This window comes from Providencia sp. PROV252 (assembly GCF_033676005.1).
In the GTDB taxonomy this organism is placed as follows: domain Bacteria; phylum Pseudomonadota; class Gammaproteobacteria; order Enterobacterales; family Enterobacteriaceae; genus Providencia; species Providencia vermicola.
The window spans coordinates 435168-460966 of the sequence record NZ_CP096294.1 but is presented as its reverse complement, the minus strand read 5'-3'; the positions used below and the strand labels follow the sequence as shown (position 1 = coordinate 460966).

The 25799-nt window shown below is 43.1% G+C and carries 17 protein-coding genes, 1 tRNA gene and 3 rRNA genes; 5 read left to right on the top strand and 16 right to left on the bottom strand.

The genetic code is table 11. The features are described 5' to 3' along the window. Positions 1–105: 105 nt before the first annotated feature. Positions 106–885: an N-acetylmuramoyl-L-alanine amidase-like domain-containing protein gene (locus M1F05_RS02035; protein WP_206086213.1), complete on the bottom strand. Its 780-nt coding sequence runs from the start codon at positions 883–885 to the stop codon at positions 106–108. A 349-nt stretch (positions 886–1234) separates the two neighbouring features. Between M1F05_RS02035 and edd the strand changes: the two genes are divergently transcribed. Beyond that, complete coding sequence (gene edd, locus M1F05_RS02030; RefSeq protein WP_375084293.1) at positions 1235–3061, top strand: phosphogluconate dehydratase; 1827 nt, start codon at positions 1235–1237, stop codon at positions 3059–3061. A 26-nt stretch (positions 3062–3087) separates the two neighbouring features. Continuing rightward, on the top strand, positions 3088–3729 hold the full coding sequence (locus M1F05_RS02025) for a bifunctional 4-hydroxy-2-oxoglutarate aldolase/2-dehydro-3-deoxy-phosphogluconate aldolase (RefSeq protein WP_206086211.1): 642 nt from the start codon (positions 3088–3090) through the stop codon (positions 3727–3729). A 67-nt stretch (positions 3730–3796) separates the two neighbouring features. On the opposite strand, the gene aceK is transcribed toward M1F05_RS02025, so the two are convergent. The 9 genes from aceK to M1F05_RS01980 form a co-directional block, all read right to left on the bottom strand. Further along, complete coding sequence (gene aceK / locus M1F05_RS02020; RefSeq protein ID WP_206086210.1) at positions 3797–5536, bottom strand: bifunctional isocitrate dehydrogenase kinase/phosphatase; 1740 nt, start codon at positions 5534–5536, stop codon at positions 3797–3799. Positions 5537–5641: 105 nt separating this feature from the next. Beyond that, positions 5642–6949 (bottom strand): isocitrate lyase, encoded by a 1308-nt coding sequence (gene aceA, locus M1F05_RS02015; protein WP_206086209.1) that lies wholly within the window; start codon positions 6947–6949, stop codon positions 5642–5644. Positions 6950–7005: 56 nt separating this feature from the next. Next, positions 7006–8604, bottom strand: a complete 1599-nt coding sequence (gene aceB / locus M1F05_RS02010; protein WP_206086208.1) for a malate synthase A — start codon at positions 8602–8604, stop codon at positions 7006–7008. Between the two features lie 363 nt (positions 8605–8967). After that, on the bottom strand, positions 8968–9897 hold the full coding sequence (gene metA / locus M1F05_RS02005; protein ID WP_206086207.1) for a homoserine O-acetyltransferase MetA: 930 nt from the start codon (positions 9895–9897) through the stop codon (positions 8968–8970). An 820-nt stretch (positions 9898–10717) separates the two neighbouring features. After that, positions 10718–10833, bottom strand: a 5S ribosomal RNA gene (gene rrf / locus M1F05_RS02000). Between the two features lie 142 nt (positions 10834–10975). Beyond that, positions 10976–13882: ribosomal RNA gene (locus tag M1F05_RS01995) — 23S ribosomal RNA — on the bottom strand. A gap of 338 nt (positions 13883–14220) precedes the next feature. Then, positions 14221–14296 (bottom strand) — tRNA-Glu (locus tag M1F05_RS01990). 132 nt (positions 14297–14428) lie between these two features. Then, positions 14429–15968: ribosomal RNA gene (locus M1F05_RS01985) — 16S ribosomal RNA — on the bottom strand. Together the 16S, 23S and 5S rRNA genes with 1 tRNA gene alongside form the textbook arrangement of a ribosomal RNA operon. A 356-nt stretch (positions 15969–16324) precedes the next feature. Then, positions 16325–16483, bottom strand: coding sequence for a hypothetical protein (locus tag M1F05_RS01980; RefSeq protein WP_184957435.1), 159 nt, complete (start codon positions 16481–16483; stop codon positions 16325–16327). A gap of 285 nt (positions 16484–16768) precedes the next feature. Between M1F05_RS01980 and purH the strand changes: the two genes are divergently transcribed. After that, on the top strand, positions 16769–18358 hold the full coding sequence (gene purH / locus M1F05_RS01975; protein WP_206086784.1) for a bifunctional phosphoribosylaminoimidazolecarboxamide formyltransferase/IMP cyclohydrolase: 1590 nt from the start codon (positions 16769–16771) through the stop codon (positions 18356–18358). Between the two features lie 17 nt (positions 18359–18375). Then, positions 18376–19659: a phosphoribosylamine--glycine ligase gene (gene purD, locus M1F05_RS01970; protein ID WP_206086785.1), complete on the top strand. Its 1284-nt coding sequence runs from the start codon at positions 18376–18378 to the stop codon at positions 19657–19659. Between the two features lie 210 nt (positions 19660–19869). Here the strand turns inward: purD and M1F05_RS01965 are convergent, their stop codons facing one another. The 6 genes from M1F05_RS01965 to nudC all read right to left on the bottom strand — a co-directional run bounded on the left by M1F05_RS01965 (position 19870) and on the right by nudC (position 24457). Beyond that, positions 19870–20496: a DUF1481 domain-containing protein gene (locus M1F05_RS01965; protein ID WP_206086786.1), complete on the bottom strand. Its 627-nt coding sequence runs from the start codon at positions 20494–20496 to the stop codon at positions 19870–19872. 89 nt (positions 20497–20585) lie between these two features. Further along, the gene (locus tag M1F05_RS01960) at positions 20586–20858 is read right to left on the bottom strand and encodes an HU family DNA-binding protein (RefSeq protein ID WP_206086787.1); all 273 of its coding nucleotides are present in this window, start codon (positions 20856–20858) and stop codon (positions 20586–20588) included. Between the two features lie 199 nt (positions 20859–21057). After that, entirely contained in the window at positions 21058–21645 is a 588-nt protein-coding gene (locus M1F05_RS01955) for a YjaG family protein (protein WP_206086788.1), read from the bottom strand. Between the two features lie 74 nt (positions 21646–21719). Beyond that, positions 21720–22391: a deoxyribonuclease V gene (nfi, locus tag M1F05_RS01950; protein WP_206086789.1), complete on the bottom strand. Its 672-nt coding sequence runs from the start codon at positions 22389–22391 to the stop codon at positions 21720–21722. Between the two features lie 117 nt (positions 22392–22508). Then, on the bottom strand, positions 22509–23573 hold the full coding sequence (gene hemE / locus M1F05_RS01945; protein ID WP_206086790.1) for a uroporphyrinogen decarboxylase: 1065 nt from the start codon (positions 23571–23573) through the stop codon (positions 22509–22511). Between the two features lie 92 nt (positions 23574–23665). Continuing rightward, complete coding sequence (nudC, locus tag M1F05_RS01940; protein ID WP_206086791.1) at positions 23666–24457, bottom strand: NAD(+) diphosphatase; 792 nt, start codon at positions 24455–24457, stop codon at positions 23666–23668. 265 nt (positions 24458–24722) lie between these two features. On the opposite strand from nudC, the gene M1F05_RS01935 reads away from it, so the two are divergent. After that, positions 24723–25775 (top strand): ABC transporter substrate-binding protein, encoded by a 1053-nt coding sequence (locus M1F05_RS01935; protein WP_206086792.1) that lies wholly within the window; start codon positions 24723–24725, stop codon positions 25773–25775. Positions 25776–25799 lie beyond the last annotated feature (24 nt).

The following is a 25799-nucleotide window of genomic DNA, read 5'->3' as shown; positions in this document are numbered from 1 at the left end:
ACTGTTTAATTGCTACCTAAATGAAACTCCCTTTTATTTATGACAAATAATCAGCAAAAATGATTAAATAGCTATTATTTTAATCCTTATGATTTGATAATTAATCTATTTTGCCCTAAAAATAATAATGCCCTGTTTTCCTGCTAAATAATGCTTTAACTCGGTATCACTGACTTTTAAGTTTCCTTTTAGTGACGATGCATTTCTAAATAAAGTATTATCTCCTTGTTTAATAATGATACCGACATGTGAGACATCCAACCCACTTTTTTTAGAATAAATACCAATGTAATCCCCTGTTTTTAAATGATTAATGACATTATTATCAACAAATCTCACTGGTATATAGTGGATTAGCCTGTCTTTTACAGACACCCCTGCAATAAAAAAACTACCCTGGTTATTCAAATTAAGTCTTTTATTTACCATTACCGCATGTGGACTGATTTGTTGAGTAATATCCCAAGCGATTGGGTTAGGTTCTTGTGCCCAATCCGAAAAAAAATGACGCCGATTAGTAAAGCTAATATTCTGATCAACATAACGAATATCTGTTAAGTTTGTTATAAATTGCTCATAACTTTCAGAGCGTTTGAATGCCTCTGTATATTCAATAAACGTCATACAATCCATCGCTTTTAAGTTCACAACGAGTGTTTCTATGGTGGCCCGAGATTGATTTAACGTATATTTATTATACGGTGTGCCTATTAAAGACTGAGTAATCATTTCAACTTTTTCTGCTTGCTGATGATGTTGACTTAATTCACGTTGCTGGCTGAGTATATTCATCAAAACCGTATACGACCCTGCGGATAGCGCTACCTGTGCATTCACAATGGATGCATATAACCACACTACAACAATAACAACGTGTTTTAGCATTCGAAGACTCTTGTATTTTTATCCGCTACATTTAACTCAATCATCGTATAAATAGCATCAATCAGCCATTAACACCTTTATTTTTATCACTATAGCATGCGATTTGCTCTTTTTCTGCACAGAGCTGTTGATTGGCTAATTTTGATTAAAGTCACAGTTAGTGTTTAATTTTCACTTTGATGATTGCTATTTAAACTTTTTAGCTAAACAATGTTACCGGTAACAATGTTTGATTTTGAAAAAATAACGGCTGCTGAATGAACAAGACACAATCTAAAACCAAGTAGAAATCATTATTTTTTATCCGCCTTATGGAGCAATTATCATGAGCAAAAGTATCTCTGAAACCATGACATTAACCACTATCCATGATGAACTGGCACATATCACTCAACGCATTATTTGTCGTTCAGCACAAACACGTGCCGCTTATCTGAGCAAAATTGAACAGGCTCGTACCACAACTGTTCATCGCGCTTCGTTAGCTTGTGGTAACCTCGCTCACGGTTTTGCTGCCTGTCAGACAGAAGAAAAACAAATACTCAAAAGTATGACTCGGGCGGATATTGCCATTATTAATTCTTATAACGACATGTTGTCTGCGCATCGTCCATACGATCACTACCCAGAACAATTAAAAAAAGCATTACTTAATGCAGGCTCTATCGGACAAGTCGCAGCTGGCGTTCCTGCCATGTGTGATGGCGTGACTCAAGGGCAAGATGGTATGGAACTATCTATGCTCAGTCGTGATGTCATCGCAATGTCAACAGCAATTGGCTTATCTCACAATATGTTTGATGGTGCACTATATTTAGGCATTTGTGACAAAATTGTGCCTGGTTTAATGCTTGGTGCTTTATCATTTGGCCACCTTCCCGCGATTTTTGTTCCCGCAGGTCCCATGTCTACAGGGTTACCCAACAAAGAGAAAGTGCGTATTCGCCAGCTATATGTTGAAGGGAAAGTTGGCCGAAGCGAATTATTAGAAGCCGAAGCCGCATCCTATCATGGTATTGGAACTTGTACTTTTTATGGAACAGCTAACTCAAACCAAATGGTTATGGAAGTCATGGGCTTACATTTACCAGGCGCATCTTTTGTTCCTCCCGAAACGCCCCTACGTGATGCATTAACAAACGCAGCTGCACAACAAATCACTCGTTTAACTGAACAATCAGGCCAATATTTACCTATCGGGCATTTAGTTGATGAAAAAGTGATCGTCAATGGTATTGTTGCCCTACTTGCAACGGGAGGTTCAACCAACCTCACCATGCACCTCGTTGCCATTGCCCGTGCCGCAGGTATTATCATTAATTGGGATGATTTCTCTGATCTCTCTGAGATTGTCCCGCTGATTTGCCGTATTTATCCAAATGGGCAGGCGGATATCAATCAGTTTCAAGCAGCAGGGGGTGTTGCATTATTAATTCATCAATTACTACAAAAAGGGCTATTACATGAAAATGTTAACACGGTTGCAGGTTTTGGCCTTTCCCGTTATACACAAGAACCTTGGCTAAATAACGGTCATTTAGAATGGCGTGATGGCCCTAAAGATTCATATAATCCCGAAGTCATTGCACAAATTGATAAGCCTTTTTCCCATCATGGTGGAACAAAATTACTTTCTGGTAATTTAGGCCGTGCAATGATGAAAACATCTGCGGTTCCTGAAGAAAATCAGATTATTGAGGCTCCTGCGGTTGTCTTTAATAATCAAAATGATATTGCCGCCCAATTTGAGTCAGGAGCTTTAAATCGGGATTGTATCATCGTCGTTCGTTTTCAAGGCCCATCCGCTAATGGCATGCCAGAGCTTCATAAATTAATGCCACCTCTTGGTGTGCTAATGGATAGGGGCTATAAAGTTGCCCTAGTGACTGACGGACGACTTTCAGGCGCATCAGGTAAAGTACCATCTGCCATTCATGTGACACCAGAAGCATACACTGGTGGGCTCCTATCAAAAGTCAAAGATGGAGATATGATCAGAGTGAATGCGCTAACTGGTGAACTACAACTCCTTATTGATGAGCAAGAAATCGCGAAACGTCCCGTATGTAAACATGGCTTGAGTGATAAGCATATGGGTTGCGGCAGAGAGCTTTTCGGTGCATTAAGACGCAATTTATCTGATGCCGAAAAAGGCGCCTGCAGTATTGATTTTTAATCTATTTTTACTAATAGGAATAAAATATGAATAATTGGAAAACGTCAGCAGAGGCTATTCTTAAACAAGGTCCTGTCGTCCCCGTCATTGTTATCAAAAAACTAGAACAAGCCGTACCTCTCGCAAAAGCCCTTATTGATGGTGGTATCAACGTGTTAGAGGTGACTCTAAGAACTGAGTGTGCCATTGATGCAATTCGTTTAATTGCTCAAGAAGTACCAGAGGCCATTGTCGGAGCTGGTACTGTCATTAATGCAAAACAACTCATGGAAGTTTCCCAAGCAGGTGCTCAATTTGCTATCAGCCCAGGTTTAACCGAAGAACTATTAGCCGCCGCAGTTCAAGGAAATATCCCCTTAATTCCAGGTATTTCTACCGTTTCAGAGCTGATGCTTGGTATGAATTATGGTTTAAAAGAATTCAAATTTTTCCCCGCTGAAGCGAATGGTGGCGTTAAAGCACTCAAAGCCATTACAGGCCCATTTTCGCAAGTAAAATTCTGCCCAACTGGTGGAATATCATTAACTAACTATCGTGACTATCTAGCTCTAGATAACGTGCTTTGTATTGGTGGGTCATGGTTAGTCCCTGAAGATGCATTGAACTCTGGGAACTATGAAAAAATCACACAGTTAGCTCAAGATGCAATTCAAGGTATACAAGCCTAAATTTATCAACGACTCGGCTATCACCGAGTCTCTATCTAACTCGCCTTACAAGGGATAATACGATCACTCAACAAGGTAGTAATTCGTTAAATTGATAGCAAAAACGTAATTCTTCACGGTATGCATAAACATCCTCTACATGACCATTTAAAATGCGTTTTTGTCGTGTTTGCCAATAATCCGCTGAAAACAAATCGGCATGATGTTGCTGTAAATAATCACGAATTTGCCTATTTTGGCAAATAAATGAAGCAAACTCCTCTGGGAAAACATCATGCTCGCCGATGCTATACCACGGCTCCCCAGATAATTCCTGCTCAGGGTACTGTGCTTCGGGTATATGACGAAAATTGACCTCCGTCATATAACAAATTTCGTCATAATCATAAAACACAACTCTCCCATGCCGTGTGACACCAAAATTTTTAAAAAGCATATCCCCTGGGAAAATATTTGCAGCGGCCAACTGTTTAATTGCCCAGGCGTACTCATTCAATGCATTATTTAACTGCTCACCATTTGCGTTATCCATGTAAATATTCAGCGGCACCATCTTTCTTTCCATATATAAATGACGAATTAATATCTTGTCCCCCAGATCTTCAATCTGTGATGGTGCTTCATTTAACAGTTCTCTCATTAATTCGTGGCTAATCGCACTTTTATTTATCACAAAATTTTCAAATTCTTGGGTATCCGCCATTCGCCCGACTCGATCATGTTCTTTGACGATCCGATAACACTCTTGCACCCTTTCTTTTGTCACATTTTTTTGCGGTGCAAATGTATCTTTAATAATTTTAAATACCCGATCAAAAGCAGGTGCAGTGAACACCAACATCACCATCCCTTTAACCCCTGGCGCAATGGTAAATTGCTCTCTAGAAAAGTTAATGTACGCTAAATACTCTCGATAATATTCTGTTTTCCCATGTTTTTGGCACCCAATCGCCATATAAAGCTCAGCAATCGACTTACTTGGCAGGATTTCCCTTAACCAAAACACCAGTGCTGCAGGAAAAGGGGCATATACCATAAAATAAGAACGAGCAAAACCAAATACGATACTCACCTCATCAAATGTGACTAAACAAGTATCAATATATATTTTGCCATGTTCATCTTGATGAATTGGTAATAAAAATGGATACACTTTATCGTTAATATAAATTTTGCCTACCAACCAAGCTGCTTTATTGCGGTAAAACAGCTCATTTGCAATATGCAGGCTACATTTTTGCAAATTAGCATTCAAAAACTGATGTTCAAGAGATTTTATAATACATTGAATATCAAAACTTAAATTTCTCCAAGGTAACCTTAATGGCAACCCACTCAAAATTGAAAACAGCAAAGAAGCTAAATTATCATCCGCATGGTATTCCCTCGCGAGAGGCCGCGGAGAAGAAGAAAAGCGCCTCGCTGGCTGCGAGGTAAAGATAAATAAGTTATCCTGGGTCAGTTCTCTATGCTGAAATAATCGGCAGTATACTGAGTTAAAAAAACTTTCTGCAATTTCAAAGCGTGGATAATCAGGTAACAATGTTTTATAAACATTTTTGATTAACGCCAATTTATCAGGTGTTAATGATTGTACTAACCCCATAAATTGTAACTGAGCAACAACTAATCCAACATGATGATCATATAGTTGAATACGTTGTTTCATCGCAGATTGCACAGCATGCCAGTCTGCCCGCTCAAACCGTTCTTGAGCCCCCGATGTTATTTCAAGGAAGCGCCCATATTGCGCATCAAATCCCTGCAAGATTGTTTGGGCGATGATCTGCTCAGTTGTCAGGATCATATTGACCCCCCATTTATTTCTTTAAAGAAAAAACAGGCACTTAACGTGCCTGAAAGTTAACCGATACATCAAATAAACAGAAACACCGAATAAAGAAAATACTGACTAGAATTGCTCTTCTTCTGTTGACCCCGTTAAAGCCGTCACTGAAGAAGTTCCACCTTGAATAACAGTTGTCACCTTATCAAAATAGCCTGTCCCCACTTCTTGTTGGTGTGAAGAGAAGGTATACCCCTTATTCATTGCCGCAAATTCACATTCCTGAACTTTTTCTACATAATGGCGCATTCCTTCTCCTTGCGCATAAGAATGTGCAAGGTCAAACATGTTAAACCACATACTGTGGATACCTGCTAATGTAATAAACTGGAAGCGATAACCCATAGCTGCGAGTTCATCTTGGAAGCGGGCAATCGTGGCATCATCTAAGTTCTTCTTCCAGTTAAACGATGGAGAGCAATTATAAGCCAGTAGCTTTCCAGGGTATTTCGCATGAATAGCATTCGCAAATTGCCTTGCAGCTTCTAAGTCAGGTTTTGATGTTTCACACCAAACAAGGTCAGCATATGGTGCATAAGCTAAGCCACGACTGATCGCTTGCTCAATACCCGCATTAGTACGGAAAAAGCCTTCTGATGTACGTTCTCCCGTCACAAAACCTGCATCATACTCATCACAATCGGAAGTCAAAAGGTCAGCAGCATCCGCATCTGTACGAGCAATTAAAATAGTTGGAACCCCAGACACATCCGCAGCTAGCCTTGCAGCAACCAATTTTTGGATAGCTTCTTGGGTCGGCACTAAAACTTTTCCCCCCATATGACCACACTTTTTCACTGCCGCAAGTTGGTCTTCAAAATGTACAGCCGCCGCACCCGCTTCTATCATATTCTTCATTAATTCAAAGGCGTTTAGTACTCCACCAAAACCCGCTTCGGCATCCGCAACAATAGGCAAAAAGAAATCAATATATTCTTTGTTATCTGGCCCAATCCCATTAGCCCATTGAATTTGGTCAGCTCGACGAAAAGTATTATTAATCTTCTGCACAACTGAAGGTACGGAATCAACAGGGTAAAGTGACTGATCTGGATACATACTCGAAGCAGTATTTGCATCAGCAGCGACTTGCCAACCTGACAAATAAATCGCTTCAATGCCTGCTTTTGCTTGTTGCAAAGCTTGCCCGCCCGTTAATGCACCAAGTGCATTAACATAGCCTTTTTTAGATTTCCCGTGCAGCTGTTCCCAAAAACGTTCAGCGCCTTTACGTGCTAATGTATATTCCAAATTAACTGAACCACGTAACTTAATAACGTCTTCAGCCGAATACGGGCGTGTAATACCTTTCCAACGTGGTTTTTTCCATTCATTTTCTAATTGGGCAATTTGCTCTAAGCGCGATGTCGTCATGATCCACTTCCTTTATAAAAATATGTAGGGTTTATCGAATGTTATATTTGCAATTATTAGTCTAATAATTGGTATCCAGGGATAGTCAGAAACTCAATGAGCTCGTCTTGCGTTGTAATGCGCCTCATTAAATCTGCCGCCTCTCTGAAACGCCCACTTTGAAAGCGCTTATCTCCCAGCTCTTTTTGGATAACCTGAAGCTCTTCATCTAACATCTCTTCGAAAAGAACCTTGGTTACCTTTTCACCATTTGACAAGGATTTACCATGCCTTATCCATTGCCAAATAGAGGTTCTTGAAATTTCAGCTGTTGCCGCATCCTCCATTAGTCCATAAATAGGGACACAGCCATTACCCGATATCCAAGCTTCGATATACTGCACTGCAACGCGGATATTCGCTCTCATTCCAGCATCAGTTCTTTCACCAGAACAAGGTGTTAAAAGCTGCTCAGCGGTGATTTCTGGGTCAGAATCACGAGACACATCAAGTTGGTTAGCCCGCTCACCAAGTGTCTTATCAAAAACCGCCATGACAACATCAGCTAAACCTGGATGCGCTACCCAGGAGCCATCATGGCCATTTATTGCTTCTAATTCTTTATCAGCTCTTACCTTGGCTAGAATCGTCTGGTTTTCTTCTTCATCTTTACTCGGAATAAATGCAGACATCCCCCCCATGGCAAACGCCCCGCGACGATGGCACGTCTTAATTAACAAACGAGAATATGCACTTAAAAAGTCTTGGGTCATTGTGACGACTTGCCGGTCGGGCAACACCCTATCAGAGTGCTCTTTTAATGTTTTGATATAACTGAAAATATAATCCCAGCGTCCACAATTTAATCCAACAATATGGTGGCGCATGTGATAAAGGATCTCATCCATTTGAAATACGGCAGGTAATGTTTCAATCAAAACCGTTGCTTTAATTGTTCCTCGAGGTAATCCTGCAAAGTCTTCGGCAGCACTAAAAACATCACTCCACCATTTCGCTTCCTGCCAAGATTCTAGCTTTGGAATGTAAAAATAAGGACCACTGCCTTTTTTTAACAATGCTTGATAGTTATTGAAAAAATACAGTGCAAAATCAAATAACCCGCCAGGAATTGGCGTGTCACCAAATAACACATGCTTTTCATCGAGGTGCAAACCCCTGACGCGGGCAATTAATACAGCAGGATCTGATTTAAGCTGATAAACCTTACCATTCTCATTGGTATAGGAAATATCACCGTTAATAGCATCACTTAAGTTGATCTGCCCATCAATTAACTTTTCCCAAGAAGGCGAAAGAGAATCTTCAAAATCTGCCATAAAAACTTTAACGTTAGCGTTCAAGGCATTAATAACCATTTTGCGTTCCACAGGGCCTGTAATTTCAACACGACGATCACGTAAGTCTTCTGGAATATTTTGTATTTTCCAATTTTCATTTTTTATGGAATTCGATTCCGAAATAAAACCTGGCAATTCACCTGCATCAATTTTTGCCTGTCTTTCCAGCCTTTCTTTCAGTAATTGATTTCTGCGAGGTAAAAAAACCTCAACTAAATGAACAAGAAATTCAATAGAATCATTATGTAATACTCGATTATCTCGATCAGCTATTCCTTTAGTAAATATTAAATCTGATGCTAATAATTGGTGTTCCATTGAGCAACCCTCATTCATATTTGTTTATGAATTAAGCTTAATCTCAAAAACAAAATAAATCAAAAACGATTTCCATTTTAATGAAAAACACTAATAACTAAATGATAAATATGAGTTTTTTTATAAATTTTTTTAGGTTTTTATTTTCGTTATTAAAATAAAATATGTTAACTATCTGTTAAATAAAGTAATTATCAAACGATTTATAATTAGAATAGTTTGTCCGAAAAACAAAAAAGCAGCTACAAAGTAGCTGCTTTTATACTGTAAATGATCTTTTAACTGGAATTTAACCCCATAAAAATTAATAAAGTCCCACATTCCTAATGATTATTAAAAAACCAGCAAAATAATGATTCTTTTTTAGTCTAAAGTCGGCTCCATGTGACTAAGATCGAAAGGTGTGATCTGGTACACATAATAATTCAACCAATTAGAAAAAAGTAAGTGCCCATGACTCCGCCAACTGATCAATGGCGGGTTGTTTGGATCATTATTTTTAAAATAATTACATGGGATCTCTGGAGATATCCCCGCATCAAAGTCACGCCAATACTCCTGAGCAAGCGTATCTTTATCGTATTCAGGGTGCCCTGTAACAAAAGCAAGGCGTTTATCTTTAGACGCAAATAAGTAAGCTCCAGCTTCTTCAGAACTCGCTAGTATTTCCAAGTCCGTATACTCTCGAATAAGCTCCTCAGGAAAATCAGCATACCGTGAGTGAGGCGCATAAAATGAGGCGTCAAATCCCCGAGTTAGTAATGCATGTGGCTCTAATGTATCATGTTGATAAACACCCGAAAGTTTTTCTGCACGTGTCCATTTTGGCAAATCATAAAGCACTTTTAATGCTGCTTGTACCGCCCAGCAAACAAAAAGTGTTGAAGTCACATGATCTTTAGCCCATGTAATCACTTTTTCAATTTGGCTCCAATAACACACATCATCAAATTCCACTAAACCTAAAGGAGCTCCAGTGACAATTAAACCATCAAAATTTTGTCCTTTAATATCCTCAAAATCACAATAAAAATTATTCAAATGCTCTATCGGTGTATTTTTTGACTCTCTTTGGTCAATTCTCAATAGTTGAATATCAACCTGTAAAGGTGTATTCGACAATAGCCTTAGGAACTGGTTTTCAGTTTCTATTTTTTTGGGCATTAAGTTTAATATTAATACTTTCAAGGGACGGATCTCCTGAAGGCTAGCCCTTGTCGTTGTCATGACAAAAACATTTTCTTCGCGCAAGAAATTCACAGCAGGTAACTCGTCTGGTAAACGAATCGGCATCGTTCATCCCCTTTTTACACTTTTATACGTTTAGACTTCTAGAATGCTAAATAATCTAACCAATGTTAAGCACCTTGTCGAGTATTTCAAGGGTGATTGAAATAATTTCATGCCAAGTGACTTGTCTTGATTTCTTTTCAAATATAGCAGAGACGCAACTAGCTGATTTTATATATTTTTTATCTACTCATGATAATTTATAGATACTGATTTAACTTATACACTTTTGATATTAATTAGAGCTAATCTAATCTTCTTCTTCCCTTAACCAAAAGGGTCTACCAATTCAAATTAATTAATAAAAAATAATAAAATCAATTCATTAACTAGAAAAATCAAAATATTGTCATCTACTTCACCATAATCTAATAAGAAGTAAAAAACACAGTAATGTTAGTTACTGAGAAGGATTATTGATAAGCTTGCAAAGATTTCTCCGCTTTAATCACAAGTCATAACGACGTGAACACAGAACACGGATCACACAACGATGAGTTGCTAAGTAGATTATTGATAAGCTTACAAGAATTTCTCCGCTTTAATCACAAGTCATAACGACGTAAACACAGAATACGGATCACACAACGATGAGTTGCTAAGTAGATTATTGATAAGCTTAGAAGAATTTCTACGTTTTAATCACAAGTCATAATGACGTGAACACAGAAACACAGAACACGGGTAACACAACGATTGGTTGCTGAGGGGATTATTGATTCGCTTAGCTTGCGTTATTTATTTCGTCATCTCGGCCTTTTCTTGGCCCCATTCCCCAAACGCAAAAAAGCCACCCATTGGGTGGCTTTCTCACTAATTTAATGTCTGGCAGTTCCCTACTCTCACATGGGGAGACCCCACACTACCATCGGCGCTACGGCGTTTCACTGCTGAGTTCGGCATGGGGTCAGGTGGGACCACCGCGCTATTGCCGCCAGACAAATTCGGTTCGTTCCCGTTCAGCACATTTCTTCGCTAAACCAGAACATCAATCTTGAACAAGCTGCTGTGTCCGTCACCTTTCGGCTTCTCACCCACATTTGAAAACTATCTCGTCTCTCTAAAACACCTTCGGTGTTGTCAGGTTAAGCCTCACGGTTCATTAGTATTGGTTAGCTCAACGTATCGCTACGCTTACACACCCAACCTATCAACGTCTTAGTCTTAAACGTTCCTTTAGGACCCTTAAAGGGTCAGGGAAGACTCATCTCAAGGCAAGTTTCCCGCTTAGATGCTTTCAGCGGTTATCTTTTCCGCACTTAGCTACCGGGCAATGCCATTGGCATGACAACCCGAACACCAGTGGTGCGTCCACTCCGGTCCTCTCGTACTAGGAGCAGCCCCTTTCAATCTTCCAACGCCCACGGCAGATAGGGACCGAACTGTCTCACGACGTTCTAAACCCAGCTCGCGTACCACTTTAAACGGCGAACAGCCGTACCCTTGGGACCTACTTCAGCCCCAGGATGTGATGAGCCGACATCGAGGTGCCAAACACCGCCGTCGATATGAACTCTTGGGCGGTATCAGCCTGTTATCCCCGGAGTACCTTTTATCCGTTGAGCGATGGCCCTTCCATTCAGAACCACCGGATCACTAAGACCTACTTTCGTACCTGCTCGAGCCGTCACTCTCGCAGTCAAGCTGGCTTATGCCTTTGCACTAACCGCATGATGTCCGACCATGCTTAGCCAACCTTCGTGCTCCTCCGTTACTCTTTGGGAGGAGACCGCCCCAGTCAAACTACCCACCAGACACTGTCCGCACCCCGGATAACGGGGCAACGTTAGAACATCAAACATTAAAGGGTGGTATTTCAAGGTTGGCTCCACGCAGACTGGCGTCCACGCTTCAAAGCCTCCCACCTATCCTACACATCAAGGCTCAATGTTCAGTGTCAAGCTATAGTAAAGGTTCACGGGGTCTTTCCGTCTTGCCGCGGGTACACTGCATCTTCACAGCGAGTTCAATTTCACTGAGTCTCGGGTGGAGACAGCCTGGCCATCATTACGCCATTCGTGCAGGTCGGAACTTACCCGACAAGGAATTTCGCTACCTTAGGACCGTTATAGTTACGGCCGCCGTTTACTGGGGCTTCGATCAAGAGCTTCTCCTTACGGATAACCCCATCAATTAACCTTCCAGCACCGGGCAGGCGTCACACCGTATACGTCCACTTTCGTGTTTGCACAGTGCTGTGTTTTTAATAAACAGTTGCAGCCAGCTGGTATCTGCGACTGGCTTCAGCTCCATGGGTAAACCACTTCACCTAATGCCAGCGTGCCTTCTCCCGAAGTTACGGCACCATTTTGCCTAGTTCCTTCACCCGAGTTCTCTCAAGCGCCTGAGTATTCTCTACCTGACCACCTGTGTCGGTTTGGGGTACGATTAATGATAATCTAGAGCTTAGAGGCTTTTCCTGGAAGCGGGGTATGAGCTACTTCGCCACCGTAGTGACTCGTCATCAGACCTCAGCATATAGTGAACCGGATTTGCCTAATTCACCTGCCTACATCCTTAAACCGGGACAACCGTCGCCCGGCCAGCCTAACCTTCTCCGTCCCCCCATCGCAATTATCACCAGTACGGGAATATTAACCCGTTTCCCATCGACTACGCATTTCTGCCTCGCCTTAGGGGTCGACTCACCCTGCCCCGATTAACGTTGGACAGGAACCCTTGGTCTTCCGGCGTGCGGGTTTTTCACCCGCATTATCGTTACTTATGTCAGCATTCGCACTTCTGATACCTCCAGCATACCTCACAGTACACCTTCACAGGCTTACAGAACGCTCCCCTACCCAACAATATCTAAATATCGCTGCCGCAGCTTCGGTGCATAGTTTAGCCCCGTTACATCTTCCGCGCAGGCCGACTCGACCAGTGAGCTATTACGCTTTCTTTAAATGATGGCTGCTTCTAAGCCAACATCCTGGCTGTCTGAGCCTTCCCACTTCGTTTCCCACTTAACTATGACTTTGGGACCTTAGCTGGCGGTCTGGGTTGTTTCCCTCTTCACGACGAACGTTAGCACCCGCCGTGTGTCTCCCGTGATAACATTCTTCGGTATTCGTAGTTTGCATCGAGTTGGTAAGTCGGGATGACCCCCTAGTCGAAACAGTGCTCTACCCCCGAAGATGAGTTCACGAGGCGCTACCTAAATAGCTTTCGGGGAGAACCAGCTATCTCCCGGTTTGATTGGCCTTTCACCCCCAGCCACAAGTCATCCGCTAATTTTTCAACATTAGTCGGTTCGGTCCTCCAGTTAGTGTTACCCAACCTTCAACCTGCCCATGGCTAGATCACCGGGTTTCGGGTCTATACCCTGCAACTTATTCGCCCAGTTAAGACTCGGTTTCCCTACGGCTCCCCTATACGGTTAACCTTGCTACAGAATATAAGTCGCTGACCCATTATACAAAAGGTACGCAGTCACACCCCAAAGGGTGCTCCCACTGCTTGTACGTACACGGTTTCAGGTTCTATTTCACTCCCCTCGCCGGGGTTCTTTTCGCCTTTCCCTCACGGTACTGGTTCACTATCGGTCAATCAGGAGTATTTAGCCTTGGAGGATGGTCCCCCCATATTCAGACAGGATAACACGTGTCCCGCCCTACTCGTCGAGTTCACAACACCAACACCTTCGGATACGGGGCTATCACCCTTTACTGCCAGCCTTTCCAGACTGTTCTCCTGATGCTAATGCTGATTAAGACTCTGGGCTGCTCCCCGTTCGCTCGCCGCTACTAGGGGAATCTCGGTTGATTTCTTTTCCTCGAGGTACTGAGATGTTTCAGTTCCCTCGGTTCGCCTCGTTTGACTATGTATTCATCAAACGATAGTGCAACGAATTGCACTGGGTTTCCCCATTCGGATATCGTCGGTTATAACGGTTCATATCACCTTACCGACGCTTTTCGCAGATTAGCACGTCCTTCATCGCCTCTGATTGCCTAGGCATCCACCGTGTACGCTTAGTCGCTTAACCTCACAACCCGAAGGTGTCTTCTGATAACGAGTGACTGTGCTTCATGATTCCTTCGTTGGGCAGTGCTCGCCATGCTCACGTACCTTAAGTACGCTGCGCTGGCTGTGCGCTGGCCGCCTCGAACTCATTTCGCTCGTCGACTCGATGCTTCAGAGAAACATCATTCAAGTTGAGATTTTTGAGAGACTCTCACATTGTTTAAGCGATAAACAATGTGTGTTGTTTTCAATTTTCAGCTTGTTCCAGATTGTTAAAGAGCATAATTGTTAAACCAACTATCTACATAATTGGCTTAATCATTATTGGGGACATCGTCTTTCACTCGATATCGGCGCAATTGGCGTCCCCTAGGGGATTCGAACCCCTGTTACCGCCGTGAAAGGGCGGTGTCCTAGGCCTCTAGACGAAGGGGACACGAAAATCACAAAAACTTTTTGCGCTTTTCATGTAAGCCCTATTCTTGCGAATAAGTCTCCCACGTATAGCCTATTGCTCTACTTTCTATCAGACAATCTGTGTGAGCACTTCACAAAAACACTTCAATGGTAAGGAGGTGATCCAACCGCAGGTTCCCCTACGGTTACCTTGTTACGACTTCACCCCAGTCATGAATCACAAAGTGGTAAGCGCCCTCCCGAAGGTTAAGCTACCTACTTCTTTTGCAACCCACTCCCATGGTGTGACGGGCGGTGTGTACAAGGCCCGGGAACGTATTCACCGTAGCATTCTGATCTACGATTACTAGCGATTCCGACTTCATGGAGTCGAGTTGCAGACTCCAATCCGGACTACGACGTACTTTATGAGTTCCGCTTGCTCTCGCGAGGTCGCTTCTCTTTGTATACGCCATTGTAGCACGTGTGTAGCCCTACTCGTAAGGGCCATGATGACTTGACGTCATCCCCACCTTCCTCCGGTTTATCACCGGCAGTCTCCTTTGAGTTCCCGACCGAATCGCTGGCAACAAAGGATAAGGGTTGCGCTCGTTGCGGGACTTAACCCAACATTTCACAACACGAGCTGACGACAGCCATGCAGCACCTGTCTCAGAGTTCCCGAAGGCACCAAAGCATCTCTGCTAAATTCTCTGGATGTCAAGAGTAGGTAAGGTTCTTCGCGTTGCATCGAATTAAACCACATGCTCCACCGCTTGTGCGGGCCCCCGTCAATTCATTTGAGTTTTAACCTTGCGGCCGTACTCCCCAGGCGGTCGATTTAACGCGTTAGCTCCGAAAGCCACTCCTCAAGGGAACAACCTTCAAATCGACATCGTTTACAGCGTGGACTACCAGGGTATCTAATCCTGTTTGCTCCCCACGCTTTCGCACCTGAGCGTCAGTCTTTGTCCAGGGGGCCGCCTTCGCCACCGGTATTCCTCCACATCTCTACGCATTTCACCGCTACACATGGAATTCTACCCCCCTCTACAAGACTCTAGCTGACCAGTCTTAGATGCCATTCCCAGGTTAAGCCCGGGGATTTCACATCTAACTTAATCAACCGCCTGCGTGCGCTTTACGCCCAGTAATTCCGATTAACGCTTGCACCCTCCGTATTACCGCGGCTGCTGGCACGGAGTTAGCCGGTGCTTCTTCTGTCGGTAACGTCAATCGTTGATGATATTAGCATCAACGCCTTCCTCCCGACTGAAAGTACTTTACAACCCTAGGGCCTTCTTCATACACGCGGCATGGCTGCATCAGGCTTGCGCCCATTGTGCAATATTCCCCACTGCTGCCTCCCGTAGGAGTCTGGGCCGTGTCTCAGTCCCAGTGTGGCTGATCATCCTCTCAGACCAGCTAGGGATCGTCGCCTAGGTGAGCCATTACCTCACCTACTAGCTAATCCCATATGGGTTCATCCGATAGCGCAAGGACCGAAGTTCCCCTGCTTTGCTCCTTAGAGATTATGCGGTATTAGCTACCGTTTCCAGTAGTTATCCCCCTCTATCGGGCAGATCCCCATACATTACTCACCCGTCCGCCGCTCGTCAGCAAGAAGCAAGCTTCCCCTGTTACCGCTCGACTTGCATGTGTTAGGCCTGCCGCCAGCGTTCAATCTGAGCCATGATCAAACTCTTCAATTAAAAGTAGCTTGATGCTCAAAGAATGTCTTACTGACCGTAACGTTCTTTTGTTCGGCTAACTTTGTCGGCTTCGCATCGCTTCCCCTCGCCGTACCTAAGTACTGTCTCGGGTTATCTCTGCTTGCCTTCGCGTTATCCTTCCAAAATAAGCGTTACTACCTTATTTCATATATATGAATTAACGTGTTAGTCACTCTTCAAGACTTAAAATCAAATATTTTTTTGATAGTGTCCTGTGAGTGCCCACACAGATTGTCTGATAAATTGTTAAAGAGCGTTGCAGCATTTCGTCGTGAAATTTGACCTTCTGGGTCGTTGCTGCGAGGAGGCGTATAATACGTTTTCCTCCGTGAGAGTCAAGCAATTTTTTGCTTTTTCTTTTCAGAATCTCTCGCTGCCGTTTCAGTGTTCACCGCGCTTTGCGTTGTCTTGTTCCCGGTCAGTGGATGCGCATTATAGGGAGTCAGAAAAATCTGGCAACCCCTTTTTTGCATTTTTTTATTCAACTGCTGCATTCCACAGCAAAACCCCTACTTATACTGACTTATCCACCAAGTTACCCACAAAGCGAAAATAATTTAAAATTTATCGCGCATTACGCAAACGTTTGCGTTACAATTAGCGCGAAATTTCAGCATTGATTTTGTTTTTATGTTCTGAAATTGTTAGTGACTTATATATCGCTATTGAAGAAGCAATCAAATTCCGCTTTTATAAATAGGTATATAAGAAAAGCCAGTGGCTTTTCACTCATTGATATTCGTATTGCCTTATTTATTCAAATCCAAGGGATCTATCTCATGCAACTGCTTCGTCCTATTCGTCGTGCCCTGCTTAGTGTGTCTGATAAAACAGGGGTTGTTGAATTCGCTAAAGCGCTTTCCGAACGTGGTGTTGAACTTCTATCAACTGGCGGTACTGCGAAACTCCTCGCAGAATCAGGTCTTAACGTGACTGAAGTTTCAGATTACACGGGATTCCCTGAAATGATGGATGGCCGCGTAAAAACGTTGCACCCGAAAGTTCATGGTGGCATTTTAGGGCGTCGTGGCACTGATGACGCAATCATGCAAGAACATGATATTTCGCCTATTGATATGGTTGTTGTGAATTTATACCCTTTTGCTCAAACAGTAGCAAAACCAAACTGCACACTAGAAGATGCGGTTGAGAATATCGATATCGGGGGCCCAACCATGGTGCGCTCTGCGGCTAAAAATCATAAAGACGTTGCGATCGTAGTCAACAGCAATGACTACCAAACTATTATTGATGAAATGGATGGTCACCAAAATTCGCTGAATTGGGCAACCCGTTTTGACTTGGCCATAAAAGCGTTTGAACACACCGCCGCTTACGACAGCATGATAGCGAACTACTTTGGCGAGTTAGTTGCCCCTTATTATGGTGATACCACGCAGCCTTCTGGTCGTTTCCCTCGCACATTGAATTTAAACTTTATCAAAAAACAAGATATGCGTTATGGCGAAAACAGCCACCAAGATGCCGCTTTCTATATAGAAGAAAACCCAAAAGAAGCATCGATTGCAACCGCACAGCAAATTCAAGGCAAAGCGCTTTCTTATAATAATATCGCCGATACCGATGCTGCTCTGGAATGTGTGAAGTCATTCGATGAGCCTGCCTGTGTGATTGTAAAACACGCGAACCCTTGTGGTGTCGCTATCGGCAAAGATATTCATGCAGCTTATGATAATGCATTCAAAACTGACCCAACCTCTGCGTTCGGCGGTATCATCGCGTTTAACCGTCAGTTAGATAAAACAACTGCACAAGCTATTATTGAACGTCAATTTGTTGAAGTCATTATTGCACCTTCAGTAGCAAATGATGCATTACCGATTCTTGAAACCAAACAAAATGTTCGCGTACTTGTTTGCGGTGAATGGAATAAACCCGTTGCAGGCTTAGATTTCAAACGTGTTAACGGTGGTTTATTAGTCCAAGACCGTGATTTAGGCATGGTAGAAAAAGAAGAACTACGCGTTGTTACGACACGCCAACCTACTGAACGTGAACTAAAAGATGCCTTATTCTGCTGGAAAGTCGCGAAATTCGTTAAGTCAAATGCGATTGTTTATTCTAAAAATGACATGACCATCGGGATTGGTGCAGGCCAAATGAGCCGTGTGTACTCAGCTAAAATTGCGGGGATCAAAGCGGCCGACGAAGGTTTAGAAGTTGCAGGCTGTGCGATGGCCTCAGATGCTTTCTTCCCATTCCGCGATGGTATCGATGCGGCTGCCGCCGTTGGTGTGACTTGTGTTATTCAACCAGGTGGCTCAATTCGTGACGAAGAAGTCATTGCTGCGGCAAATGAACATGGTATTGCGATGATTTTCACTAATATGCGCCATTTCCGTCACTAATTATTAGGAGATTATTCATGAATATATTAATTATTGGCGGTGGTGGCCGTGAACATGCATTAGCGTGGAAAGCGGCGCAATCGCCTTTAGCAAAAAAAGTTTATGTTGCACCAGGTAACGCAGGAACAGCACTTGAGTCTGCTATCGAAAATGTGAATATTTCTGCTACTGATATTGATGGCCTGCTGCAGTTCGCCAAAGAAAAACAAATCGATTTAACGATTGTCGGTCCTGAAGCCCCTTTAGTGATTGGCGTTGTCGATGCATTTAAAGCGGCAGGCTTAACAATTTTTGGCCCAACAAAAGGGGCTGCACAACTTGAAGGTTCAAAAGCATTTACTAAGGACTTTTTAGCTCGCCATCATATTCCGACTGCGGCTTATGAAAATTTCACAGAAGTGGAACCCGCGTTAGCGTATTTAGATAAAGTCGGCGCACCTATCGTGATTAAAGCTGATGGCTTAGCGGCGGGCAAAGGTGTTATTGTCGCGATGACACTTCAAGAAGCAAAAGACGCTGTTCAAGATATGTTAGCAGGTAATGCCTTTGGCGATGCAGGACACCGTATTGTGATTGAAGAGTTTCTTGATGGTGAAGAAGCCAGCTTTATCGTGATGGTCGATGGTGAGAATGTCATCCCAATGGCCACTAGCCAAGACCATAAACGTGTTGGTGATGGTGATACGGGTCTCAATACAGGCGGAATGGGGGCTTACTCTCCCGCTCCGGTTGTCACAGATGAAATTCATCAACGTGTGATGCAGCAAGTGATTTATCCTACTGTTAAAGGCATGGATCAGGAAGGTAATCGTTACCAAGGCTTCTTATACGCAGGGTTAATGATTGATAAAGCGGGCAATCCAAAAGTTATCGAATTTAACTGCCGCTTTGGCGATCCTGAAACACAACCTATCATGATGCGTTTACAGTCAGACTTAGTCGCACTGTGTTTAGCCGGCGCGAACGGTGAGCTGGCAGGCAAAGATTCACTGTGGGATGAGCGCCCTGCTTTAGGTGTTGTCATTGCTGCTGGGGGTTACCCTGGGGATTACTGTAACGGTAATGTTATTTCTGGATTGCCAACCACTGAAGCCGCTGATAGCAAAGTGTTCCATGCAGGCACTCGCATGAAAGATGGTGATGTCGTTACTGCTGGTGGCCGTGTACTATGCGTGACCGCGTTGGGTGATGATATCGAGAAAGCCCAAACTAAAGCATATGAAGCCGCTAAGAATATTCACTGGAATGATAGCTTTTATCGCAACGATATCGGCTACCGCGCCATCGCACGTATTAAGTAATAAAATCCAATAATCGACAGGCTGATAAGAGGAAACTTTTATCAGCTTTTTTATTGTTGTTTGTTTTTACTAGCAGCCAATGGCTCTAAGTATTTCGAAGCATAGCTAGGCGGCAAGGTTACTTATGCCCAGAAGCATAGATAACTATGTGATTGGGTTAAGTCACCGAAGCCAACAACGCTAGGATTTGAAAGACGACGAGCGGTGAAATTAGAGTGAATCTTTAGAAGGCTGCCAGCGGCAAAAATCCGTATCCGCCACCATCAAAAGCTGATTTCCCTCGGAAGACTCCAACCACGCCAAATTCAGCTGAGAATGCCACACTTTCGCACGGCTTTGTAACCAGTTTTCAGCATATGGTTCGAAAGTCACGTCTCTCACATCACCTTCGCAAGTCGTCACTTTACCTTGCTGCCAACGCCCTTGATAAAGTTTAACGCCACCCACGATAAGCGCGGTGTTGGTCTCAAGTACCCGAGCTGCTTCAAAGCGCCAACGCGTGATTTCATCGGTAGAAAGAGGTGTTTTAGTACCATCCTGAGCACGCTGCATAAAAATAACATCATTATTTTTATCGAAGCGTAGCTGTTCCGTAATATCGCCACCTTTTTGGTTCAAGATTTGGCTGCGAATTTGCCAGAGATTACCAGAACGGTATTCGAAGAAATTAACGGAAGTATCAGTGCCTTTATAAGGACTGTAAACCATCATCAGGACAAGGGGTTGGCTTTTTGCATCATTCAGCCGCCACATACGAATGACGCCATCATCGGCAATAAAACCACTTGCACTAAACTCTGGAAGCTTTGGTGCATTCGAGGAACAGGCGCTTAGCATTGAGAGAGCTCCCAATACCAGCAACCCTTTTTGAATAAACAAAAGGGGTAGTTTCTTACCCCCTCTGATAATTCGAGTATACAATGTACTTATTTTACAGCTTCTTTCAGTGCTTTACCGGCAGAGAAAGCTGGTACAGTTGTCGCAGGAATTTGGATTTCTGCTTTAGTTTGTGGGTTACGACCAGTACGAGCAGCACGGTGGCTAACTTTAAAAGTACCGAAACCGACCAGTTGTACACTGTCACCTTTTTTCAGCGTTTCAGAAATAGCATTCAGAGTAGATTCTAAAGCTGCTTTTGCCTGAACTTTGGTCAGGTCTGCTGATTCTGCGATAGCATCAACTAATTCAGTCTTGTTCATAAATTATCCTTACACAGTGTGTTTATCGTTTGCAAAGCATCGAGTGCGTCGGATATGCCAAATTGACAGCCCCTGATACACGCCCCCGATAGCCACTTCTTCTCGCCCCTAAATGTAGACCAGAGTAGGGGCAAATGTGAAGTCTTAGTACTCAGCATTACTGCGCTAAGTCACGTTTTCGATAACGAAAGCGTAAAAATTAGCCTAAAGTAATACCTATATTGCTCACCCCCGCTTCGCGAAGGTCAGATTTTAATCCTTTAATTAACTCTAAGTCGCGCTCTTCACAAGCTGCCAGTAAACGGAAAATGTCCCACTGGATATCCCACTCTTCTTCAATCGCAGGAATTTCTTTAAGTTCTTCATCTGTCATTTCCCGCCCTGCTTGAGTCATTTCGAGCATGGCAACCGTACGAATGGAGGCTTCGCTAACCAATATTGCGTGCTCAAGGGTTTCCCCACTCAATTTTGAGTGAATGATTTCACCTAATGCAATACAGGCATCAATAGCTGGATACACACCATACATATCGAAATCATCTGCTGATGGGATAATTTCTTCTAATTTCTCTAACTGACTGTCGAAATTGACTTTGCTATCTTTAATGACCAAAGTTTCCCAAACTAAATCAAGGATGGAACGATAAACTTTTGCATCGGCAAATTCAGTTTGCTGACAAAACATCTGAAAGTTGGGATACATTCTTTCACATAAACTTGCCATGAAAGTTGTATGTTGCCAGCTTTCTAATTTTTCCAACCTCAAATGAATGGGATTTCTTAACATAATTTCTGACTCATCAATCTTAATACTTCGCAGTTTACCTGAAAATCTGTCAATGCCACATATTTTGCTGATAATTAGCTGATTTTCTCATTCATTCGCTTAAAAAACGTTCGATTTGATGCAATTCCGTCAGCAAAACGTGTTGGTTCAGGCAACCTATAACCCTTTAGACACTGCTTAACCCACGATAAGGAAGACGAAAAACCGACTTTATACCCCGGCGAAACATATAATGGTTTGCAGCGTTTTTTGCTCCGCAATACCCAACCGAGTTGATTTTTCCCTGCCATTAATGGCTGAACACTTTCGGGAGAGTCGTCTAATTCAGCTGCATCACCACATAAACGACTTTTTGCAACGCCTATCGTTGCAACATTGGCCTGTAAACCAAAATGGCAAGCCACGCCAAAGCGCCTTGGGTGAGCAATACCTTGCCCATCCACGAGGACTAATTCAGGCTTGTGCTGTATTTTTTCCCACGCAGCCATTAGACCAGGCACTTCACGAAAAGAAAGTAACCCAGGTATATAAGGTAACTGAGTCGGGATTCGTGCTATTTGATACTCAACGAGTTCTAACTGCGGCCAAGACAACACAACTATCACTGCACGGGTAATTGTGCCTTGTTGTTCAAAGCCCACATCCGCCCCACCAATCAGTTTCAATGATGGAAACTCATCCTGCAAAATGATTTTTGAGGCTTGGCTAGTTTGTTCTTTTCGTAGCTGTTGAGTATCTAAAACCATAGCGCATCCAATGCTTCGATACTTAATTATTCTTAATCATAGATGATAATGGTGTACTTACAAGGTTCTATAAATACACCACAAATCAAGAACATCAAGAACATCAAGAAATGATGACTACTGATGATATTGGCGAGAGAAACGGTGAACCGCATCAACAAATGTGCCTGCATGTTCAGGTGGCACATCCTGATGGATGCCATGACCTAAGTTGAAAACATGCCCTTCGCCGTGACCAAAACCAGACAGGATATTTTGCACTTCGTCTTCAATACGTGCAGGTGGCGCATACAACATAGACGGATCCATATTACCTTGCAGCGCAACTTTATCACCAACACGGCGGCGCGCATCGGCAATTTCTGTTGTCCAATCAAGGCCTAATGCATCACAACCAGTTGCAACCATTTCTTCTAACCACTGTCCGCCACCTTTGGTGAACAAGGTAACTGGCACACGACGGCCATCGTTTTCACGAATTAATCCATCAATGATCTTATGCATATAGTTCAAAGAGAACTGTAAATAATCACGTTTAGTTAATACACCACCCCATGTATCAAAAATCATGATGGATTGTGCGCCCGCACGAATTTGCGCATTTAAGTATAAAATGACGCTATCCGCCAGTTTATCCAATAATAAATGCAGTGTGTTCGGGTCTTCATACATCATTTTTTTGATTTTAGTGAAGGCTTTACTACTACCGCCTTCTACCATGTAAGTAGCTAATGTCCATGGGCTTCCAGAGAAACCAATTAGTGGCACGCTCCCTTCAAGGGCTTTACGAATGGCACGAACAGCATCCATCACATACCCCAGCTCCATTTCAGGATCGGGAATTGGGATGTTTTTTACATCCGCCACAGAGGAGATAGGCTTTTGAAAACGTGGACCTTCGCCTGTTTCAAAATACAGTCCAAGTCCCATGGCATCAGGGATAGTTAGGATATCAGAGAATAAAATTGCGGCGTCTAATGGGAAACGACGTAATGGCTGCAATGTCACTTCACACGCAAGCTCAGTATTTTTGCACAGCGCAATAAAATCACCAGCCTCGGCGCGCGTTGCTTTGTATTCAGGCAAATAACGCCCCGCTTGACGCATCATCCATACCGGGGTCACATCTACAGGCTGACGTAGCAGAGCACGTAGATAGCGGTCATTTTTTAACTCAGTCATTATTTACTCCATTATTATTAGTGGCCGCCGCAAATGGCTATAAGCAAAGATGGCTATTGTAACATGTAAAAGGCAACAATATCAGCGCACTGCTACTTGTCCGATTCGTACTCACTTTGACGACACAACGCTACTGTGTCCTCAATTAAACGCCTTGCGATAGTATCCCCTGGAGGGATAAGCGGTAAGTCATTGTAATGATACCAATTTGCGCTGACTAACTCGTTTGGATCAACCTGAATATCACCGCTCTCATAATCCGCAAGGAAGCCCATCATTAAGGAATGAGGGAAAGGCCATGGCTGTGAAGAGACATAGCGAATATTTTTCACTTTTATCTGGCTCTCTTCCATGACTTCGCGCATAACGGCTTCTTCTAATGTTTCACCCACCTCAACAAAACCTGCTAATACGGTAAATAATGGGTTTTGGGAATGACGACGGTGCTGCGCCAAGAGAATATGGTCATCACGACGGATCCCTACGATAATACAAGGGGCAATTTGCGGGTAATAACGCTCATGGCAATGATCACACAAACACGCCCATTCTGTTGCACTGTGGCGCATTGCCGTACCACAGTAACCACAATAGCGGTGGGAACGATAGAATTCAGCCAGTTGTACGCCGCGCCCAGCTAGGCGGAATAAGCCTTCATCTTGCGCTGCAACAACCCGCGGAGACGCCATATCTGATGGCATTTTTTCTGCGATCAGCCAGACAATTTCCCCTTGCCATTCACCGATTGGTGTCGCACTTTTACCTTCTAATGAATAGTCTTTAGCACTGCCGCGTGGAATATCCCCTTTCGGTAACCACAATCGACCAGCGAAACAGACGAACCACCAGCCACTTTCTGTTCCTACTAACGTTAATTTATTCATTTTCTCTATCTTTTTTAGCTTTTTGTTGTTGATAAAAAGGTTGTCGATAAAAAATCAGTCTCGAATCACACAATACACTTCTTTGACACAATGTCATTCAAACGTTTGTTTCATTTCCTATCTCTGTCAATTTTGACAGTTTTTAGACAATTCATCCCTTAAAATGTCTAAAAACTGTCATAAAACGGTCAACTCACTGTCACTAATTAAAATTAGGATGCTCAGTAACCAATCTGGTTCACCGTTCCTCAAAAGTGAGAAAACAATGAAAGCTATCGTTCCTGCGATTTTACTATCACTGACCGCATCCAGTATGACATTTGCTGCTGATGCTAATTTAACAGAGTTAATCAATGCAGCGAAAAAAGAAGGGCAAGTTTACAGCGTTGGGATGCCTGATTCTTGGGCAAACTGGAAAGGAACTTGGCAAGATTTAGCCACGCAATATGGCTTAAAACACCAAGATACGGATATGAGTTCCGCACAAGAAATTGCCAAATTTGCCGCCGAAAAAAATAACGCAACGGCAGATATTGGTGATGTAGGCGCATCGTTTGGCCCTGTAGCGGTACAAAAAGGAGTCACCCAGCCTTATAAACCCACCACATGGTCACAAATTCCTGATTGGGCAAAAGATAAAGATGGCAACTGGGCATTAGCCTATACTGGTTCAATTGCCTTTATGATTAATAATGACTTAGTTAAAGATGCACCAAAAAGTTGGGACGACTTATTAAAAGGCAAATACAAAGTCACCGTAGGTGATGTTGGCATTGCAGCACAAGCCAACAATGCCGTTTTAGCCGCTGCATTTGCCCGCGGTGGTGATGAAAATAACCTTAAACCTGCCATTGAATTGTTTGCTGAGTTAGCTAAGCAAAAGCGCCTATCAGTCAATGACCCTACCGTTGCAAATATTGAAAAAGGTGAAGTGGAAGTTGGGATCTTATGGGACTTTAACGCCTTGAATTATCGCGATCAGATCAACCGAGATCGTTTTACTGTTGTCATTCCATCCGATGGCTCAGTGATCTCTGGCTACACCACTATCATCAATAAATTTGCAAAAAACCCAAATGCGGCCAAGTTAGCACGTGAATTTATTTTCAGTGATAAAGGTCAGTTGAACCTGGCAGAAGGCTATGCTCGTCCAATTCGTGCCCAATATCTGACATTACCTGATGATGTTAAAGCAAAATTACTACCAGAAGAACAGTATAAAAATGTTCAGCCAATCAAAGATGCTGACGGCTGGGAAAAATCATCGCGTAATTTACCAAAAATGTGGCAACAACAAGTTCTGATCCACCAGCAGTAATTGAATTTGTTGAATTTAGGAATA